Below are 18,470 nucleotides of genomic sequence, written 5' to 3' on the forward strand. Positions count from 1 at the left end.
CGAGGACCGGCCTATGCTTGGCGGCGTTGGGCGCGCCGATCGTTTCGGCCGCGTCCGCGCAAGGCCCCGCGCCCGCCGCGTTCAGGGTCATCTCGCCGATCTTCGGCCAGCTCGTCACGTTCTCGATGCCGGCGAATTTCGTCGTCGTTTCCGACAACAGCACCGGGCCGAACTACATTCGCGAGGCTGTGCTGAAACTCATCCTTTCGTTCGTCCGGCGCTTCGGTCTCGCACAGCCGATCGTTGAAACCGTGGCGCAGCGAATACAGCGTGTGACGCTCGCTCTCGCGCAAGCCATGATCTTCAACGAACTTGTTGACCGCAGCGGAGAACGCATCGCCATTGTCGCGGTCGCAATTTTGGTCTGGGTTGTTGACAACAAATCGCGGAACAACCTTTGGTACGTAAAAACTTTAAGTGCGAACTTGAAATAATTGCTCTATAAGTTGTGTTCCCAGCGTTTGCTTTATTCACTCATTACTTGAAGACGTACCGCGATGTCTTCGTCGATGATGAGGATCTCTACGGAGACGCAGGAGCCCTTTTGCTTGGGCTGATTCAACCGCGACGGCCGCCCTTCACTTAGGCCGTGCATGTCCCAAGCGCCGGTGCCGCCCCCTTTCCGGGTAAGAAAAGCGGAGCAAGAACATGGCGAAGAACATTGTGATATTTTCCGACGGAACTGGCCAAGGTGCTAGCATGCCGAAGGCGGAGCGCACCAACGTCTGGAAGCTATGGGACGCAACCGAAAAGGCTGCCCCCGCTCGACAGGTAACCTTCTATGATGAAGGGCTGGGTGTGGAGCACAAGCGTGAGTGGTGGCGTTGGGCGTACGATCTCGCCAGCCGGGCGACAGGCCTCGGAATCTCACAAAATATCAAGGACTGCTATACAGCGCTCATCGAATATTATGAACCGGGAGACCGGGTTTTTCTTTTCGGATTCAGTCGCGGTGCGTTTACCGTACGCAGTCTCGGCGGCGTGCTGTCGCTGTGTGGTATTCCGCAACGCGACGCCGCGGGAAACAGTCCTCGCGACCGTCAGAATAAGAAGGGTCGATTGGCGCTTGTCGAGGAGGCGGTTGAAACTGTCTACAAGCACTACGGAGACAATGAGAAGCAAGAAGAGCGCATTGCCCTTGGCCTGCAATATCGCAACCGCTACCAGAGCCTTTCCATCGATTCCAGCAACCCTCCCTTTCCCTATTTTATTGGAGTCTGGGACACCGTGCGCGCGCTCGGCATTCCGGGCTCAAGCGGATTGGTCTTGTGGCGTCACGACTTCCACAATGCCTCGCTAAATCCCAGCATCCCCTACGGACGCCAAGCGCTCTCGATCGACGAAAACCGCGAAATCTTCGCGCCGGAGATTTGGGACGAGTCGGAAGAATCGCCGGAAGCCAAAGCGCGGGATCGTATCAAGCAAGTTTGGTTTCCCGGCGTACATTCCGATGTGGGCGGTGGCTATCGCGAGACGGGCCTATCCGATTTGGCGCTGGAGTGGATGATCAATGAGGCAATGGCAGTCGAGCATCCGCTCATCGTGGATATGACCAAGCTGAAACTGACGCCTTCATACGAAGGCATCCAGCACGACGAGCGGACCGGATGGGGTCGCGCCTGGACCGAGGGCACCAGGGAAGGCGTACGAGACGGCAATGGGCCGGACATCCTACATGAAGACTTTGTTCACAACCGCTTTGGCTTAGCCAAGGCACGTTGCGTGACTGGCGACCGACCCTATCGTCCAAAGGCGCTGGCGAAGCACCGAGAGTATTTGCCCTTCTATGGAAGTCCAAATGGCGCGCAATGAACGCCTAATTCACCTGCACAAACAAATACGCAAAGGATGCGCTACGACTGATGGCGGAGCTCCAATCAAACTGGGATACTGCACATCGTTTGATGAAAGAAGGAGCTCAGATCAATGGGCGATCCCTTATCCGTTCCGATGGGATCGGAACTGGGCCCTAGATTCTTGATTTGACGCGTTTTCTTGATGCGAACCGGCCTCCGATTCGCTGGAAAACGCTCTGCCTGCGCCGGCCGGCCCTGTTGATAACCCACAAGTCCCGGGCCCAGCGTCGAAACAGACCGCCATGGTGTGCTATCCGCATACCGGCCTGATTAACGACGGACAGAACATATGCGGATCACCCTGGTCGGTTCCCGCCATTTCGGCGTGACGACATTCAACACGTTGCGCCAACACGGCGTCGATATCGTCCGCGTCGTCGTCCACGATGGCGAGGATCGGCTTGCCGCGACCGCGCGGGCCGCCGGGATCGAGGTCGTCGTGCAGGCCGATCCCAAACGCGTGGTCGCACCGGAAATCGCGCCCAATACCGACCTGATCGTGACCGCCCATAGTCATGCCCGCGTCACCCGGGAAGCACTGGCTACCGCCAAACTCGGCGGCATCGGCTATCACCCCTCGCTGCTGCCCCGGCATCGCGGCATTGCCGCCGTGGAGTGGACCATCAAGGAAGGCGATCCGATCGCCGGCGGCACCATCTATCACCTCGCCGACCGCATGGATGCCGGCGCCATCGCCGCGCAGGAGTGGGTATTCGTCAGGAAGGGAGAGACCGCGCGCGAGCTCTGGGAACGCGCGCTGGCCCCGCTGGGCCAGAAACTGCTCGCTGACGTCATCTTTCACGCCAAGACCCACAACAACCTCCCGGCCACGCCGCAGGAGGAGGAGTTCGCCACCCAAGCGCCAAGCCTGTCCGACGCGAAACACTGAACCCTACCTAATTACCTCTGGCGCGGCTGTTGGTACGGAATCAGTGGCGAAATCGCAGCTTTTTTCGCTCCTCGCCCGGAACCGGATTCACCTTGATGTGTTTGAAATTTCGGGAACATTCCGCAGTGTTGCGTCGCACCCAAGTTTGGACACATTGTGACCAGATAAGGCGTGTCTTCACACACACCTCAAGGATTTGATCCATGCGCGCCAATCGCATCAGCGACATTTTGTTTGCCTCGTTTCTTGCCTCCGCCGCGACCCTGGCCGCAGCTCCGGCCTCCGCGCAGTCGCCCTATGACGGCCTTTGGCAGGTTACCGTTGTCACAAAAACGGGCAGTTGCGATGCGCAGACTACCTCGACCGTGAATGTCGCCGACGGCAAGATTTCGGGCGGTCCTGTTTCCGGCAGTGTCGGCAGCGGGGGACTTGTGCGAGTCTCGATCAATGGTGCATATGCGAACGGTCAACTCAGTGGCAACTCCGGATCGGGGAAATGGAATGGGGCTTCAGCTGGTGTCGCGTGCAGCGGTCGATGGGAAGCGTCCCGTCAGTAAGGCAAGCCAGACTTCAGAATTTTTCGCCAAAGCGCGGCGGCTGACATTCGCAGCCGTCGCGTTTTTTTTGACAGCCCTTTCGGACTCCACGAGCTACGCCCAGTCCAGTACATTCGCCGGCATGGCCGGCACCTGGTCCGGTCCCGGCACCGTGACGCTGGACGATGGTTCGAGCGAGCGCATCCGCTGCCGGGCGACCTACAAGGTGATCGGCGCCAGCATGGACATGAACCTCACCTGCGCCAGCGACGCCTACAGGTTCAACCTGCACGCGGCGGTGGTCGCGGCGGGCGGCGAAGTCACCGGCACCTGGAGCGAGACCAGCCGCAATGTCGGCGGCAGCATCCAGGGCCACGGCGCCGGCGGCAGCTTCCAGATCATTGCCCAGGCGGCCGGTTTCAGCTCCAGCATTTCGTTGAAGACGACCGGCAACAAGCAGGCGATCGCCATGAGGGCCGACAGCCAGTTCCGCGCCGCCAATATTTTGCTGTCGAAGTAGACTCGTTTCCCCCACCCTCAACTGTCATCGCCCGCCTTGTGCGTAATTGCGCACAAGGCGCGCGACGACAAGTGTGGTCGCTCACGTCGTTCTTTAACTCGTCTTTGGCTTCTCGAGTTTCGCCGCGGTCTCCTTGATCGTCTTGGCGATCAACAAAGCCTGCTCCTTGTTGAACGCAAAATCCTGCACGCCCCGCTGCGTGGTCAGCGACAGTACCATGATGTCGGGCTGGTGCTCGGGCCAGCCGGTTGCGAAGGCGGTCACGAAGTCTGCAGAGGTCGATCGAGTGGTCATTGGCTCACGATATCCTTTTGTCCTTGCCGGCGCGCTTATTGAAGCAGACAGCGCCTGGCGCTTGTGATCACAGTTACGCCTTGACAGTTAAGCCTTGGGCACGAAGGCGGTAACTTCGATTTCGACTTTCGCCCGCTGGTCGACCAGCCCGTCGATGTAGAGCAGCGTCGATGGCGGGAAATTGCGCCCGAGCGTTTCCTTCCAGGCTGCACCGATGCCGGGACCCGCGGCTTCGTATTCGCTGCGGCTGGTCAGGTACCAGGTCAGGCGGACGATGTGCTGCGGTCCCGCGCCGGCTTCTCCAAGCAGCTTGACGATGCGCTTCAGCGCCGTGCCGACCTGGTCGGCCATGTCTGGGGCATAGTCGCCCTTCTCGTCGCCGCCGGTCTGGCCGGCCAGCACGACCCATTTGCCTGAAGCGTCGACCTCGACGCCGTGCGAGAAGCCGCGGGGTTTCGACCATTCGGCCGGTTGCAAGATACGCATGCGTAAGTCCTCCTTGAGACCGCCGTCTTATAGCGTTTTCAAGCGAAGTGGGTACCGGTTCGCGTGAAGAAAACGCGTCAAAACAAGAATCTAGAGCTTCGGTTCTGATCAATCAGAACCGAAGCTCTAGCACTGAACCGGCCGCCGCTCCCACAGCGAAATTGCGACGCCGCGCATCGCTGCCCCGCTGCATATGCGCATTGCAAATTGTGGCGCGCTCGCCGATACCGGCCTGCCCTAACCCCTCAGCTTCCCGAATGGACCGCACACAATCCAAAACCCTGGCTGCGCTGTGGATGGCCGGCTGGCTCTCCCTGATGCTGATCATAACGATCGCCGGACGCGAGGCGGCGCGCGAGATCAACGTGTTCCAGCTCATGGAGATGCGCTCGGTCCTCGGCTTCCTGATGCTGTACCCGCTGATCCGCGCCAGCGGCGGATTTGGCATGATGAAGACGACGCGGCTGCCGCAGCACGTGGCGCGCAACCTCATTCACTACGGCGCACAGCTCGGCTGGTTCTTTGCACTGACGCTGATCCCGATCGGCCAGGTGGTGGCGATCGAATTCACCATGCCGATCTGGACCGCGATCCTGGCCGCGACGTTTCTCGGCGAGCGGATGACCGTCTGGAAGATTGCGGCGATCGTGCTCGGCATCGTCGGCGTCGTCGTGATCGTTCGTCCCGCCACCAGCGAAGTCGACCCGGGCCAGCTGATCGCGCTTGCCGCGGCAGTCGGGTTTGGCGTGTCGGTCGCGATGGTCAAGTCGCTGACCCGGACCGAGCAGACGCTCTCGATCATGTTCTGGATGCTGGTGATACAATCGGCGGCAGGTCTGCTTCCCGCACTCTACGTCTGGACGTGGCCGCCGACCTATCTCTGGGGCTGGATCGTGGTGATCGCGTTTTGCGGCACGTTCTCCCACTACTGCATGGCGCGCGCGATGCTGCATGCGGATGCCACCGTGGTGATCCCGATGGATTTTCTGCGGGTTCCACTGAGCGCCGCCGCCGGCTGGCTGATCTATTCCGAACGGCTGGATCTGCTCACCGTGCTCGGTGCGGCGCTGATTCTCACCGGCAATCTGTTGAACCTGAAACCGAATCCCTCGACTAAGGCGTCCGCCCCAAGCTGAAATTTATTTGCCGAGCTGTGATCTAGATCACGCGACAGCGCGTGGCGCAACGGTAACGGATGGCCCCGGATTTGGTTATTCGCCCGCTTTTTTGTGGCGCGAAGCGGGTGATTTTCTGTAATCTCCGCCCAGAGTTAAAACCAAAGCCTTTATCGATTCTGCAGGGGGATTTCCTATGCGCTACCCAACCCTCATTTTGTCCGCCATCTGCTTGGTCTTTACGGCGGGCGCCGCCAGCGCCGAGAAGCGTGTTGCCTTCGTCGTCGGTAACGGCGCCTACAAGAACGTAGCCCCGCTGCCGAACCCGTCGGTGGATGCGAAGGCGATGGCCGCTACGCTTCGCAATGTCGGATTCGAAGTGGTCGAGGGCTCCAATCTCACGCGCGACAAGATGACCGAGCGGCTGCTCGACTTCGGCAAGAAGGCGCAAGGCGCCGACGTCGCGCTGTTCTTCTACGCCGGTCATGGCATTGCCATCTCGGGCACCAACTATCTGTTGCCGATCGACGCCGACATCAAATCCGAAATGGACGTCAAGCTCGGCGCCGCGATCAACATCGACCTCACGCTCGAGCAGACCATGGGCGACGCCAAGGTCAAGCTGGTGTTCCTCGATGCCTGCCGCGACAACCCGTTTGCGGCCAAGATCAAGTCGAACTCCGCGACCCGCAGCGTCAACGTGCAAACGGGTCTCGCCGAAATGAAATCCGGCGAAGGCACGCTGATCGCGTTCGCGACCGGCCCCGGCCAGACCGCGCTCGATGGGCAGGAAGGCAGCAACAGTCCGTTCACGCGCGCCCTGCTTGCCAACCTCACCCAGCCTGGCATGGAGATCCAGCAGGCGATGACCAAGGTCCGCGCCCAGGTCAATGAGGAGACCAGCAAGGGACAATTGCCGTGGGGTCACACCAACCTGATCGGTTCGGTCTACCTGAACGGCGCGCCCGCGCCCGGAGCAGTCGCGGCCGCCACGCCGGCAGCAGGAGCTTCAAAGGCGTCGGACGTGGAACTGGAGTTCTGGCGCTCGATCAAGGATTCCAACAAGCCGGAAGAGCTCAATGCCTATCTGACCAACTATCCCAATGGTCAGTTCCGCTCGCTGGCATTGTCGCGCATTGCATCGCTTGAGGCTGGTCCCAAGCCCGATGCCACCCGCAACCTGAGCTCGGGCATTGATCCCGCGACCTTCAAGGATGAAGCGAACCAGACCACCGAGGATCAGATCGGCCTCGACAAGGGCCAGCGCCGCGACGTGCAGCGCCGTCTGACCGGCCTCGGCTTCGACACCAAGGCCACCGGCCAGTTCGATCAGGCAACCCGCGGCGTGATCACGCGCTGGCAGGCCGCCCGCGGCTATCCCAAGAGCGGCTATCTCAACAAGCTGCAGCACAAGGCGTTGCTGACCGAAATCGTCGCGGCCGCACCGACCGCGAGTTCCGACGAGGAGCGGCCGAAGCGCCGTGCTCCCAGCAACGCCCAGGCCCAACCCCAGCCGCAGCCGCAGCAAGCCCCGCCGCAGCGCCAGTATAGCAATCCCCCGCCCGATCCGGCCGGAGCCGGACGCTTCATCGGCGGTGTCGTCGGCGGCATGCTGCGCTAACGACGAGTAAAACGATCTACGCAAAAGGCCCGGGTTCATCCCGGGCCTTTTTCGTTATGCGCTTCGCAATATCAAAATGCGTGCGCGCGGCGATCTATTTGCCCGCGGCCTTTCGCAATGCCTCGTTGATGCGATCCTGCCAGCCGGGGCCGCCTTCCTGGAAATATTCCAGCACATCCTGATCGATGCGCAGCGAGATCAATTCCCTCACGCCGGGAAGCCGGGGCGTCTTCGGCGGCGCTTCCGCCACCTTGGTGGTGGTGCGTTTGAACGCGGCCTCGGCCTCGGTGCGCGCGTCGTTCAGGGTTCTCGGCCGCCGCGGCTGGTCCGCCATCGCTAGATTCCTTCAAATAGTGCGGTTGACAAATAGCGCTCGGAAAATGACGGCACGATCGCGAGGATGGTCTTTCCGGCGCTCTCGGGCCTTTTGCCGATCTCGAGTGCCGCCGCGATCGCGGCGCCCGAGGAAATGCCGCCGGGGATGCCTTCCATGCGCGCCAGCGCACGCGACATCTCGATCGCCGTCGGGCCGTTGACCCTGACGATCTCGTCAATCACCGATCGATCCAGAATGTCTGGAACGAAGCCGGCGCCGATGCCCTGGATCTTGTGCGGCGTATGCTGCCCGCCGCCCAGCACCGGACTTTCCTCCGGCTCGACGGCAACGATCCGCAACGACGGCTTGCGTGGCTTGAGCACCTGTCCGACGCCGGTAATGGTGCCGCCGGTGCCGACGCCTGCGACGAAGAAATCGATGTTGCCACCGGTGTCGTTCCAGATTTCTTCCGCCGTGGTGCGGCGGTGAATTTCGGGGTTGGCGAGGTTCTTGAACTGTTGCGGCATTACCGCGTTGGGCGTGGTCCGCACCAGTTCCTCTGCCGTCGCGATCGAGCCCTTCATTCCCTGCGCTGCCGGTGTCAGGATGATCTCGGCACCGAGGAAGGCCAGCATCTTGCGCCGCTCGATCGACATCGACTCCGGCATCACCAGTTTCAGCCGGTAGCCACGCGAGGCCGCGACAAACGCCAACGCGATGCCGGTATTGCCTGACGTCGGCTCGATCAGCACGGTGTCGGCATTGATCACGCCGGCCTTCTCCATCGCGATCACCATCGCCGCGCCAATGCGATCTTTGACGCTCGCGGCGGGACTGAAGTATTCGAGCTTGGCCAGGATGGTTGCGCTAACACCGTGCGCCTCCGGCAATTTGCCCAAGCGGACAATCGGCGTATCGCCGATCGCATCGACGATGGAGTCGAAAACCCGCCCCCGCCCCGGACGTTGCACTGCACTAGCGGCTGACGACGCATCCATCTCGACACTCCTATAGCGATCATGTGCAGGGAATTAGCGGCTCTCCTACTTAGGAGGCGGTCGCGCCGATGCGCAAGCCGAAATCGCCGGAGCAACGAGTTCGCTGCATTGCAAAACAAGAACGTCGCTAAATATCGTGAAATCAACGCATTTGTGTTGCGACAACGTCAAAGATTTCTGCTTATACTTTGGTCGTGAGCTGAACCAGAGGTGAGGTCACGATGCCAGGAATTGCCGAGCTCCTGTCGCCCGTAGCGTACCGGCCCGATCCGCGTGGTTGTGATTTGCCGACGTGCCCCGTGTGTGCCGACACCATGGTGGCAGCGGAAGCTTCCGCCTACCTCAACGACAACGTGATCAGCTATCTCTGGACCTGCGACACCTGCGGTTACGGCTTCGTGACCAAGCATTCGGTCAAGAGGTTCGCCTGTAATTGACTCAAACTATCGTGGAACAATGTCACCGCGCGCCCAACCGGCGCGCGTTTGCTTTCGGAACGTCTCGAACGTACCGCCAGCGATCGCCTCGCGCATGCCCTGCATCAGGTGCTGGTAATAGGCCACGTTGATTTCCGACAGCAGCATCGCGCCGAGCGTCTCTCCTGAGCGAACCAGGTGGTGCAGATAGGCGCGCGAGATGTTGCGCGTCGCTGGCCATTCGCTTTCCTCATCGAGCGGCCGCGGATCGTCGGCGTGGCGCGCGTTGCGCAGGTTGATCTGGCCGAAGCGGGTGAACGCCATGCCGTGGCGCCCGTTGCGGGTGGGCATCACGCAGTCGAACATGTCGATGCCGCGCGCCACCGCCTCCATCAGATCCTCGGGCGTGCCGACGCCCATCAGGTAGCGCGGACGATCCACGGGAAGTGCCGGCGCGGTTTCCTCGATCATCGCAAGCATCACCGCTTGCGGCTCGCCGACCGCAAGTCCGCCGATCGCGTAGCCGTGGAAGCCGATCTCCACCAGGCCACGTGCACTCGCGTGCCGCATCTCGGGAATGTCGCCGCCCTGCACGATGCCGAACAGCATGTAGCCTTCAGGCGTGGTCTCGAACGCCCGCTTGCTGCGCTCCGCCCAGCGCAGCGACAGCCGCATCGCGCGCTCGATGTCGTCGCGCCCGGCCGGCAGCCGCACGCACTCGTCCATCTGCATGGCAATGTCGGCGCCGAGCAGCCGCTGCACCTCGATCGAACGCTCCGGCGACAGTTCGACCTTGGCGCCGTCGATATGCGAACGGAAGGTCACGGCCTTCTCGCTCACCTTGCGCAGATCCGACAGCGACATCACCTGGAAACCGCCGGAGTCCGTCAGCATAGGCCCATTCCAGCCGGTGAAGGCCTGCAGGCCCCCCAGCGCGGCGATCCGCTCGGCGCCCGGCCGCAGCATCAGATGGTAGGTGTTGCCGAGCACGATGTCGGCGCCGGCATCGCGCACCTCGCGCCAATGCATGCCTTTCATCGCACCCGCGGTGCCGACCGGCATGAAGGCCGGCGTTTGCACCACGCCATGCGGCGTGGTCAGGCGCCCGGTGCGGGCATTGCCGTCGGCGGCGAGCAATTCGAAATGATTGGGCAGGCTCATGGCGCTGCTTATTGCGTGCCGGGAACGGCCAATCAACCGCTCAGTGGATGAAATCTGACGCTTGGTGCCCATCTTGGATTATTGTCTGCTGGCCTTAGTGGGCGGAGGCAAGTTGAAATTTAGTCCGGACTAGTGAGATAGACCGACACCTCGATCTGGAACCCCCAACGACCAAGCACGAGCGCAAAGGTGCTTGGAATGAAGAGAGAAGTGGTCATGCGGTCGTCAAGGAAAGACACGGCGATGTCGGCCCATGGCTGGCCCATTTCACCGCGTTCCACCGAGGCGGTAGTAGCGGGACCGAGACGTTCCGCTATGGTCGCGGCGCTCGCCCACGCGTCGCCGTCTTCAGGCACGTCGATTTGAGCATAGCTCAGCGGACCGTCCTTGGACGGCTCAAATCGATCCACGGGCATTGAGAGCGTCGCTTCAAATACTTCTCTTGAAAGCGACACAGCAGGAAAGCGAAACACAATCGACATCGGGTGCTGATTGGTCAACTCAAGCTTCCGATCAGTGGTGGCCATCAGTGATCACCGCCGGAGCTGTGATCGCCGACATGATCACCGCCGCTGTGGACGGCGCTCTCACCATCGCCACCCGATCCAGAGCTAGATTTAATAAAACCCCAGCGCTCCGCATCGACCATCATCGACGTGTAAAGCGCCCTGACAGCGGTGTACTCAGGATCAGAGGCCCTTAGTTCATCAAGTCTCTTTCTCAACTCAGCCAAATCTCGCAATCTAGCCTGCTTGTTGAACAGCCAGTAGATTCCGAAGCCAAGCGGAAGCAGGGCGACAAGGCCGACCACGGTTGCCCAAAGAGCCGCCGGAGCTGCGATTATTTTCGTGACTGCATCCATGCCTTGTCCGCCCACGGCCGGCTAATCGGCTTCTGTGCGAGAGATCCATATCATCTGCAACCTAACGGCGATCTGAACCAAATGACGAAAATTTGTGGACTTCTCGAAGCGTCCGAATTTGCTCTTTGCTAACTTAACGCCGCGATCCGCCATCTCCGCTGTTGGCCCATCGCGTCAGCTAGTGCGATGCAGCGATATGTCTGAAGTTGGGAATGAAACGGACTCCCAACCAACGATTGCGATCCGACGATCCAAGCTAAGGTGACGTTCACGTTTGATCGATTTCGCGTGTGGGCGTGGGCACCAAGCGTCAGATTTCATCCACCAGTGCGCGCCCCGGAGCAGCCGTGTCCGCCGGACACAATTGAACCGCCGAGAAACCCCACTTGTTAAACAAAACGATACCGTATAGTTTTATGAACGGGGCAGGACGGAATGCTGCGGGCGATGGGGCTGGCGGCGTGCGTGTGTACGGTGACTGACGGCGAATGCCCTCCCTCTCTTTCATGACTGGATCAATCCTCTCCGACAGCCGGATCAGGAGGACAGGCTCACGCCTGCTCAGGTCGGCGGTCCTGCTGTGCAGCCTCGCACTGGCGGCCTGTACATCCCTGCCGCGGACGCCTTACAGCGCCGCGGAAGCCAGCGGTTCGCGCGTGCTCGATATCGACGGCCTGCGGCGCTACACCGACGAACCCGTCACAAAATTCCGTTTCGAGAAAGACGACCGCTCCTCGACCAGGACCTATCTCGCGCTCTCCGGCGGCGGCGCCGATGGCGCCTATGGCGTGGGCGTGTTGAACGGCTGGACCGCAGCCGGGTCCCGCCCGGCCTTCTCGGTCGTCTCAGGCGTAAGCACCGGCGGCCTGATTGCGCCTTTTGCGTTTCTCGGGTCCCAATACGACGACACGCTGAGGGAGGTCTACACCAGCGGCATAGCGGAGAGCCTGCTCAATGATCCCAGCATCATCCGCGTGCTCTTCGGATCCGGCCTGTTCGGCAATAAGCGACTGCGCGAGCTGGTGGCCCGCTATGTCGGGCCGGAGATCCTGGCCGCCGTTGCACGCGAAAATGCCAAGGGCCGAAAACTGCTCGTGGTGACGACCGATCTCGACACCCAACGCACGGTCGTTTGGGACATGGGGAAAATCGCCGCGATCGGTTCGCCGGAGGCGCTGCGCCTGTTTCGCGACGTGATGGCCGCCTCCGCCAGCATTCCCCTGGTCTTCCCGCCGATCCTGATCGAAGCCGAGGGCCAGGGCCGGCGATTTGAGGAGATGCATGTCGACGGCGGCGTGACCGCTCCGGTCCTGACGTTGCCGGATGCCCTGCTGTTCCAGGGACGTCTGCCCGGAAACAGCCGGATGAACATCTACATCCTCGTCAACAAGAAGCTCGAACGAACTTTTGAGCTTGTTTCCAACAGCACGATCGATGTCGCCTCACGCAGCCTGTCATCGATCACCCAGTCCCAGACGCGCTCGGTCATCTTCTCGACCTACGATTTCGCCAAGCGCAACCGATGGGGCTTCCATCTGTCCTATATCGAGCGCGACTATCCCGCGTCTTCATCAGAAGGGTTCGACACCGCCTATATGCGCGCCCTTTATCAGTATGGCTACGAGAAGGCTGCGTCGGGCCGCGCCTGGACCTCGACGCTTCCGTGAGCCACGCAGGGAGCGGAACGACGACCTGCCCATCGCGTTTTCGAGTGAAGTGGATACGGTTCGCATAGCAACGGTTCTGACATGGTAGATTTCATGCTGCTTATGCCAGCAAGGCGTAGGAGTTCATCGTGAGCGCGAATAAAGCGATCAAACTTGCGGTGATCGGACGTGGTATGATCGGGTCGGCAGCTGCGCGACATCTGTCCAAAATGGGCCATGATGTTGCATTGATCGGGCCCGATGAGCCTGCAGATTTTTCGCGCCATAACGGCGTCTTTGGAAGCCACTACGATGAGGGCCGTATCACGCGGAGGTTCGATCCGGAGCCATTTTGGGTGCAAATGAACTGCGCTGCAATTTCGCGCTACGACGAGATTTCAGCGGAAAGCGGTGTGCAGTTCTACCGGGAAGTTGGGGTGCTGCACGTTGGTCGTTCCGAAAACCAGAACGTCACATCGGTTGGCAAAATCACCGCTGAGGCCGGGATCCTTTGTGAAGTATATAATGATACGGGGCTCGCGGAACGCTTTCCGTTTCTGAGATCAACGGCGGGAATGCAGGGGTATTTCGAGCCGCGGAATGCCGGATACATCAGCCCGCGCCGCTTGGTTCGAGCGCAGACGATCGCGGCGAAGCGCGCCGGGGCTCGGATCATCGATGAGCCTGCCCTGGGATTTCGGAAAGCGGCTCTGGTGTGACGATCCGGACGAGATCGGGCGGTGTCGATGCCGAGCGTGTTCTCGTTGCGGCAGGCGGGCATACCCAATCACTGCTCGGTCAATCATTGGGTTTTACGGTCTATGCGCGTACGGCGGCGCTGTTTCGGCTCAGTGCGGCGGAGGTTCAACGCTTAGCCGGAATGCCGTCGATGCGTTGTATCGGGCCCAAGGGCGAGAATCCCTATATTCTGCCACCAATCCCCTATCCGGACGGCCAAACCTGGTTAAAGCTCGGCGGTGATCCGGTCGATATTCCGCTCGAAAGCGAGACGGATATCAAGGACTGGTTCAAATCGGGCGGATCGATTCAGGTTGCTGATCGGCTTCAAAAACAGATCCTTAACCGTATTCGCGACCTCAATTTCGAAGAACGCCGCGTCGTGCCTTGCATGACCACCTTTGGCGACACGGGCCTGCCCTGCATCGGACCACTTTCGGAGCGCGTAGCGGTTGCATTCGGCTGCTACGGCAAGAGCGCGAAATGTTCGGACGAATTGGGTCGGTTAGGTGGCATGGCGCTACTCGGTGAGGTCACGGCAGAGCTTGCCCCCTGAAGAGCCACGGGTTCACCTTCGTCCCCTGAACCGTTGACGATAAGGCCAATTCGGCCAGATTCGCGATGACGTCCCTCCCACTGCGCGTTATAGAGCAATGACTGATATCACGACCGCGCAGGAATCAATGGGCATGGGATTGACTGCGACCAGGGCCAGACCGGCCAGACGAGACGTCCCGAAGTCGCGCGGCGGCCGGCCGACGAAGAGCGCCGCCATCGAGCGCGATCAGCGGCTGATCGAAGTCGCCACCCGTCTTTTTCTGGACCGGGGCTACGATGCGACCTCGCTTGATGCGGTTGCGGAAGCAGCCCGGGTCAGCAAGCCCACCGTCTATTCCCGCTACGGCGACAAGCGCGGGCTGTTTGCAGAGGTGCTGAGGCGCGAAATAGCGCGCTGGCTTGCGCCGCTGTCTGAAGCGGCGGAGGGGCAGCTCACGCGTTCCTCGGACATTTCGGTCGAGCAGCGCCTGATCGAGGTCGGGCGCGAGATGCTGATGTTCACCTGTGGACCCGATGCCGTCGCGTTCAGCCGCATGATGACGTCACAGGCCATCAACTTTCCCGACATTGCCAAACTTGGCAAGGAAGAAGGCTGGTTGAAGGCCGTTTCCACGACCGCGCGCTTCTTCGATAAACTGGTCGCACAAGGCGCCATGGACGTCGAGGATACCGGCATCGCGGCGGAGGTCTTTCTCGACGTGGTCGTCGGTCACACGCACCGCATGGCGACGTTCGGAACGCCGCTGGAGATGAAGTCCGCCGAAAAACGCATGCGCTCGGCGATCAAGCTGTTCCTGGCCGGTGCGCTTGGGCCATCGAGCCGCGTTCAGTCCATCCCCAAAGGAACCATTCGGCGGCGTCCTTCCCGCTGACAATTCCGTGAGAACGGCACTTTACGTCGGTAAGGCCATAGACCAAAACAAAACGATACGGTATGGTTTTGTTGTAAGCGAAGTGCGGGTTCCTGCTTTCACTGGTCCCGGTGGGGCCCGTCGCTTCGACCCGCCGCAAACGGCGGTACAGCCCCGTTTGCGACACTCCGCGGCCGACCCTATGCCTCCAAAAGGGTCGGCCGCGCGTTGTATGAGACGATCCGGCCCGTCCGCCGGCAGAGACAGGCTCAAGGATGGAGACTGCAAGCATGCGTGCCCCGAGATCTTGGAGACAGTTGCTTGCAGCCGCCCTGGTGGCGGTCATCCTCCCTGCCCCGGTCTATGCCGTAGCGTCGTCGACCGGCGAGCCAGCCTCGCTCCGCAATGAGGGCGAGGAGCGCGCTGCGTCCGACCAGCAGGCGGCCAACCGCGAGCTTGAGCTCTTCCGTGGCTCGGCGATCTCGCTCAGCCAGGCGATGGCGATTGCCGAAGCCCTGCATGCCGGTGCGACGACCGCCGATGTCAGCTTCGACGGCGCGTCGGGTTCACCGGTCTACCGGGTAAAGACCCTTCACCACGACCGCGTCTGGCAACACGCCATCGATGCCACGACTGGCAAGATCGTCGGCGGCGAAGCCGCCCTGCCCCTGAAGGAGCTCGATGCCGAGGACCGCAGCAACCTCGTTGCACTCAAAACGATCCGGCACCGCCTGGCGGATGCCGTTCGCGTGGCCGAGCAGGCGGCGGCCGGCAAGGCAATCAGCGGCGGCCTGATCCGCGAACGCAGCCGGCTGAATTTCGCGATTGTCGTCATGAGTGGCAGCGACCTGAAGGAGGTGATCCTCAAGCCTCCTGGCGCCGCAAGGCGGCGATGACGGGACCCGTCTGCCACCGCTGCAGCCCGGATAAGACCGAAACCCGTTGACGGCGGCGCCAAGCTGCCGCATAAGTCCGCGCCATGACGACTTCGACCAAAGCGACCACGAAAACCAAAGCACCCTCCGGGGGCTCGGGAGCCGTGCGCGCGTAGTCGAACGATCGCATTATCTGAACCGAAGCCCCGCCTGAAAAGGACCGGGGCTTTTTTATTGCCCGCAGCATTGATGCTCAACCAAAGAGGATAGACCCGTGAGCCACGAACCCGTTGTTGCCATTGCCGGCGTGACCGGCGCTGTCGGCGCCGAATTCATCGCCACCATAGACAGGCGCGCCTTCCCGGTCCGCAAGCTCAAGGCGCTGGCCAGCGCCCGCTCGGCCGGCAAGACCATCGATTTCCGCGGGGAGAGGATCGTGATCGAGGAGCTCACCGCAAAGTCGTTCGAGGGCGTCGACATCGCGCTGTTCTCAGCCGGCGGCGGCATTTCGCGGAAGTTTGCCCCCGCAGCGGTGAAGGCCGGCGCTGTCGTGGTCGACAATTCCTCGGCCTTCCGGATGGACCCAAACGTGCCGCTGGTGATCCCCGAGATCAACGCCAACCGCATCAGGGAGCACAAGGGCATCATCGCCAACCCGAACTGCTCGGCGATCACGGCGCTGGTGCCGCTGTGGCCGATCCACCGGCAGAACCGCATCAAGCGCATGATCGTGTCGACCTATCAGGCAGCGAGCGGCGCAGGTGCGGCCGCGATGGAAGAGCTGGTGGAATCGACCCGCGCCTATCTCGACGGCCGGCCTTTTACGCCAAAGGTCATACCGCTCCCCTACGCCTTCAACGTCTTCAGCCACAACACGGCGATCGATCCCGAGACCGGCTACAACGACGAAGAGACCAAGGTCATCAAGGAGACCCGCAAGATCTTCGAGGACGATCAGATCGCGATCGGCGTCACCTGCGTCCGCGTGCCGGTGCTGCGCGCCCATTGCGAGGCGATCACGTTTGAATGCGAGAAGCCGATCACGGAGCATGACGTGCGCGCGATCCTGGCCAACGCGCCGGGCGTAAAGATCGTGGACGACCGCGCAAAGAACTACTTCCCGATGCCGATCGATGCGTCAGGCCAGGACGACGTCCTGGTCGGCCGTATCCGCCGGGATCTCAGCGACGCAAGCGGCCACTCGATCTCGATGTTCGTGTCGGCCGACCAGCTCCTGAAGGGCGCGGCCTTGAACGCGATCCAGATCGCGGAGTTGCTGCCGCAACGCGCGATGGCGTGAGGTGGCGAGAGTTGCGGGAATCGTAGGGTGGGCAAAGGCGCACTTGCGCCGTGCCCGCCATCCATCAGCACCGGCGGTAAAAATGGTGGGCACGCTTCGCTTTGCCCACCCTACACACCTACGCGCCCGTCACGCGCCAGATGACGTTACCGACATCATCGGCCACCAGCAGCGAGCCGTCGGGGCCGAGCGTCACGCCCACCGGCCGTCCGTAGGAGACCTTCTCGTCGGGTGCGAGAAACCCGGTCAGAATATCCCGCGGCGGGCCCGACGGACGCCCGTTCTCGAACGGCACGAAGACAACGGCGTAGCCGCTCAGCGTGCTGCGATTCCAGGAGCCGTGCTGGCCGATCACCATGCCGTCTGGAAAGCCCGGCAGCGTGCCTGATGGCATCCAGCACAGACCCAACGACGCGGTATGCCCGCCGAGCGCATAGTCCGGTTGAATCGCCTTCGCGACCATGGCCGGATCCTGCGGCACGCGGTCGTCTACCGTCTGTCCCCAGTAGCAATAGGGCCAACCGTAGAAGCCGCCATCGCGCACCGAAGTCAGATAATCCGGCGGCGTCTCGTCGCCGAGGCCGTCGCGCTCGTTGACGACGGTCCAGAGCACGCTTGTGTTGGGCTCCCATGCCAGCCCCACGGCGTTGCGCAGGCCGCTGGCAAAGATGCGGCTCGTGCCGCCAGCAAGATCGAGCTCATAGATCGCGGCCCGGCCTTGCTCGACCTCCATGCCGCCCTCGGCGATGTTGCTGAGCGAGCCGACGCCGGCATAGAGTTTCTTGCCGTCCGCGCTCGGCAGCAGGCTCCGCGTCCAGTGCCCGCCGGGCTTGAACGCCACGAGCTTCCGCCCCTCGGCGGTGATGCAGTCCGCGCCCACGGCGTAGGGAAAGGCGACCACGCCGTCGGTGTTGCCGACATAGAAGGTGTCGCCGACCAGCGCCATGCCGAACGGCTGGCTCAATCTCTCCATGAATATTCCGCGTCCTTCGGCAACACCGTCACCATCGCGATCGCGCAGCAGCGTGATGCGGTCGGCACTCACGCCGAGCGCCGCGGCACGCCGCATCGTCGCCTGCATCGCATAGTGGAACACATTCCTGATCGGCCCCGCGATCTGCGTCGCCTCGGCGACGAGGACGTCGCCGTTGGGCAGCACGTTGATCCAGCGCGGGTGGTCCAGATCTTTCGCAAACACGTTGACCTTGAGCCCGGGGGCCGCGATAGGTTTCTGACCGTCACTCCAGCCCTGCGCCGTCGGCATCTTGAGCGTCGGGATGGCGCCTTGCGGCTTCGCCGTCGGAATCGCCGGTGCATTGCCCCATGCCGGTGCAGGCGCAGATCCCTGCAGACGGCGCCACTGAAGCGCAACGGCGCCGATCAGCGCGACGATGCGCGCAAAAATACCCGACATGTTCATGAAGTTCTCCAG

20 protein-coding genes and 1 pseudogene are annotated in these 18,470 nt (G+C 61.8%); 13 read left to right on the top strand and 8 right to left on the bottom strand.

Annotated elements, in window-relative coordinates:
* Positions 1 to 17 precede the first annotated feature (17 nt).
* The 5 genes from IVB22_RS33915 to IVB22_RS33935 all read left to right on the top strand — a co-directional run bounded on the left by IVB22_RS33915 (position 18) and on the right by IVB22_RS33935 (position 3,801).
* On the top strand, positions 18 to 434 hold the full coding sequence (locus IVB22_RS33915; RefSeq protein ID WP_247521498.1) for a hypothetical protein: 417 nt from the start codon (positions 18 to 20) through the stop codon (positions 432 to 434).
* Between the two features lie 214 nt (positions 435 to 648).
* Positions 649 to 1,812, top strand: a complete 1,164-nt coding sequence (locus IVB22_RS33920; RefSeq protein WP_247521499.1) for a DUF2235 domain-containing protein — start codon at positions 649 to 651, stop codon at positions 1,810 to 1,812.
* Between the two features lie 333 nt (positions 1,813 to 2,145).
* Positions 2,146 to 2,745, top strand: a complete 600-nt coding sequence (locus tag IVB22_RS33925; protein WP_247521500.1) for a formyltransferase family protein — start codon at positions 2,146 to 2,148, stop codon at positions 2,743 to 2,745.
* 203 nt (positions 2,746 to 2,948) lie between these two features.
* Positions 2,949 to 3,302: a hypothetical protein gene (locus IVB22_RS33930; protein ID WP_214490206.1), complete on the top strand. Its 354-nt coding sequence runs from the start codon at positions 2,949 to 2,951 to the stop codon at positions 3,300 to 3,302.
* Between the two features lie 67 nt (positions 3,303 to 3,369).
* Positions 3,370 to 3,801, top strand: coding sequence for a hypothetical protein (locus IVB22_RS33935; RefSeq protein ID WP_374207779.1), 432 nt, complete (start codon positions 3,370 to 3,372; stop codon positions 3,799 to 3,801).
* 93 nt (positions 3,802 to 3,894) lie between these two features.
* Here the strand turns inward: IVB22_RS33935 and IVB22_RS33940 are convergent, their stop codons facing one another.
* The gene (locus IVB22_RS33940) at positions 3,895 to 4,095 is read right to left on the bottom strand and encodes a hypothetical protein (protein ID WP_214490208.1); all 201 of its coding nucleotides are present in this window, start codon (positions 4,093 to 4,095) and stop codon (positions 3,895 to 3,897) included.
* 87 nt (positions 4,096 to 4,182) lie between these two features.
* Positions 4,183 to 4,581 (bottom strand): RidA family protein, encoded by a 399-nt coding sequence (locus IVB22_RS33945; protein ID WP_247521501.1) that lies wholly within the window; start codon positions 4,579 to 4,581, stop codon positions 4,183 to 4,185.
* Positions 4,582 to 4,838: 257 nt separating this feature from the next.
* Between IVB22_RS33945 and IVB22_RS33950 the strand changes: the two genes are divergently transcribed.
* Together IVB22_RS33950 and IVB22_RS33955 are read left to right on the top strand one after the other, a co-directional pair.
* Complete coding sequence (locus IVB22_RS33950) at positions 4,839 to 5,717, top strand: DMT family transporter (protein ID WP_247521502.1); 879 nt, start codon at positions 4,839 to 4,841, stop codon at positions 5,715 to 5,717.
* A gap of 175 nt (positions 5,718 to 5,892) precedes the next feature.
* Positions 5,893 to 7,317 (top strand): caspase family protein, encoded by a 1,425-nt coding sequence (locus tag IVB22_RS33955; RefSeq protein WP_247521503.1) that lies wholly within the window; start codon positions 5,893 to 5,895, stop codon positions 7,315 to 7,317.
* 94 nt (positions 7,318 to 7,411) lie between these two features.
* Here IVB22_RS33955 and IVB22_RS33960 read toward each other — a convergent pair whose 3' ends face one another.
* Both IVB22_RS33960 and cysK read right to left on the bottom strand, forming a co-directional pair.
* Positions 7,412 to 7,651 carry a BrnA antitoxin family protein gene (locus tag IVB22_RS33960; protein ID WP_247521504.1) on the bottom strand — a complete coding sequence of 80 codons (240 nt, stop codon included), beginning with the start codon at positions 7,649 to 7,651 and terminating at the stop codon, positions 7,412 to 7,414.
* Between the two features lie 2 nt (positions 7,652 to 7,653).
* Complete coding sequence (cysK, locus tag IVB22_RS33965) at positions 7,654 to 8,631, bottom strand: cysteine synthase A (protein WP_247521505.1); 978 nt, start codon at positions 8,629 to 8,631, stop codon at positions 7,654 to 7,656.
* 221 nt (positions 8,632 to 8,852) lie between these two features.
* On the opposite strand from cysK, the gene IVB22_RS33970 reads away from it, so the two are divergent.
* Positions 8,853 to 9,068, top strand: coding sequence for a hypothetical protein (locus IVB22_RS33970; RefSeq protein ID WP_247521506.1), 216 nt, complete (start codon positions 8,853 to 8,855; stop codon positions 9,066 to 9,068).
* Between the two features lie 6 nt (positions 9,069 to 9,074).
* On the opposite strand, the gene tgt is transcribed toward IVB22_RS33970, so the two are convergent.
* From tgt to IVB22_RS33985, 3 genes are all read right to left on the bottom strand, one after another.
* Complete coding sequence (gene tgt, locus IVB22_RS33975) at positions 9,075 to 10,208, bottom strand: tRNA guanosine(34) transglycosylase Tgt (RefSeq protein WP_247521507.1); 1,134 nt, start codon at positions 10,206 to 10,208, stop codon at positions 9,075 to 9,077.
* Between the two features lie 119 nt (positions 10,209 to 10,327).
* Positions 10,328 to 10,735, bottom strand: a complete 408-nt coding sequence (locus IVB22_RS33980; protein ID WP_247521508.1) for a hypothetical protein — start codon at positions 10,733 to 10,735, stop codon at positions 10,328 to 10,330.
* A complete protein-coding gene (locus tag IVB22_RS33985; RefSeq protein ID WP_247521509.1) occupies positions 10,735 to 11,070 on the bottom strand; it encodes a hypothetical protein in 336 nt (111 codons plus the stop codon). The genes IVB22_RS33980 and IVB22_RS33985 overlap by 1 nt, the downstream gene beginning before the upstream one ends.
* A gap of 488 nt (positions 11,071 to 11,558) precedes the next feature.
* On the opposite strand from IVB22_RS33985, the gene IVB22_RS33990 reads away from it, so the two are divergent.
* The 5 genes and pseudogenes from IVB22_RS33990 to IVB22_RS34010 all read left to right on the top strand — a co-directional run bounded on the left by IVB22_RS33990 (position 11,559) and on the right by IVB22_RS34010 (position 17,038).
* Entirely contained in the window at positions 11,559 to 12,737 is a 1,179-nt protein-coding gene (locus tag IVB22_RS33990) for a patatin-like phospholipase family protein (protein WP_374207780.1), read from the top strand.
* A gap of 209 nt (positions 12,738 to 12,946) precedes the next feature.
* Positions 12,947 to 14,010 (top strand): annotated as a pseudogene (locus IVB22_RS42155) (NAD(P)/FAD-dependent oxidoreductase).
* A gap of 133 nt (positions 14,011 to 14,143) precedes the next feature.
* Positions 14,144 to 14,884: a TetR/AcrR family transcriptional regulator gene (locus IVB22_RS34000; protein ID WP_247521587.1), complete on the top strand. Its 741-nt coding sequence runs from the start codon at positions 14,144 to 14,146 to the stop codon at positions 14,882 to 14,884.
* Between the two features lie 269 nt (positions 14,885 to 15,153).
* Positions 15,154 to 15,759: a PepSY domain-containing protein gene (locus IVB22_RS34005; RefSeq protein WP_374207781.1), complete on the top strand. Its 606-nt coding sequence runs from the start codon at positions 15,154 to 15,156 to the stop codon at positions 15,757 to 15,759.
* A 253-nt stretch (positions 15,760 to 16,012) separates the two neighbouring features.
* The gene (locus IVB22_RS34010) at positions 16,013 to 17,038 is read left to right on the top strand and encodes an aspartate-semialdehyde dehydrogenase (RefSeq protein ID WP_247521511.1); all 1,026 of its coding nucleotides are present in this window, start codon (positions 16,013 to 16,015) and stop codon (positions 17,036 to 17,038) included.
* Positions 17,039 to 17,156: 118 nt separating this feature from the next.
* Here IVB22_RS34010 and IVB22_RS34015 read toward each other — a convergent pair whose 3' ends face one another.
* A complete protein-coding gene (locus IVB22_RS34015; protein ID WP_247521512.1) occupies positions 17,157 to 18,458 on the bottom strand; it encodes a sorbosone dehydrogenase family protein in 1,302 nt (433 codons plus the stop codon).
* Positions 18,459 to 18,470 lie beyond the last annotated feature (12 nt).

Source organism: Bradyrhizobium sp. 190, assembly GCF_023073415.1.
Taxonomy (GTDB): domain Bacteria; phylum Pseudomonadota; class Alphaproteobacteria; order Rhizobiales; family Xanthobacteraceae; genus Bradyrhizobium.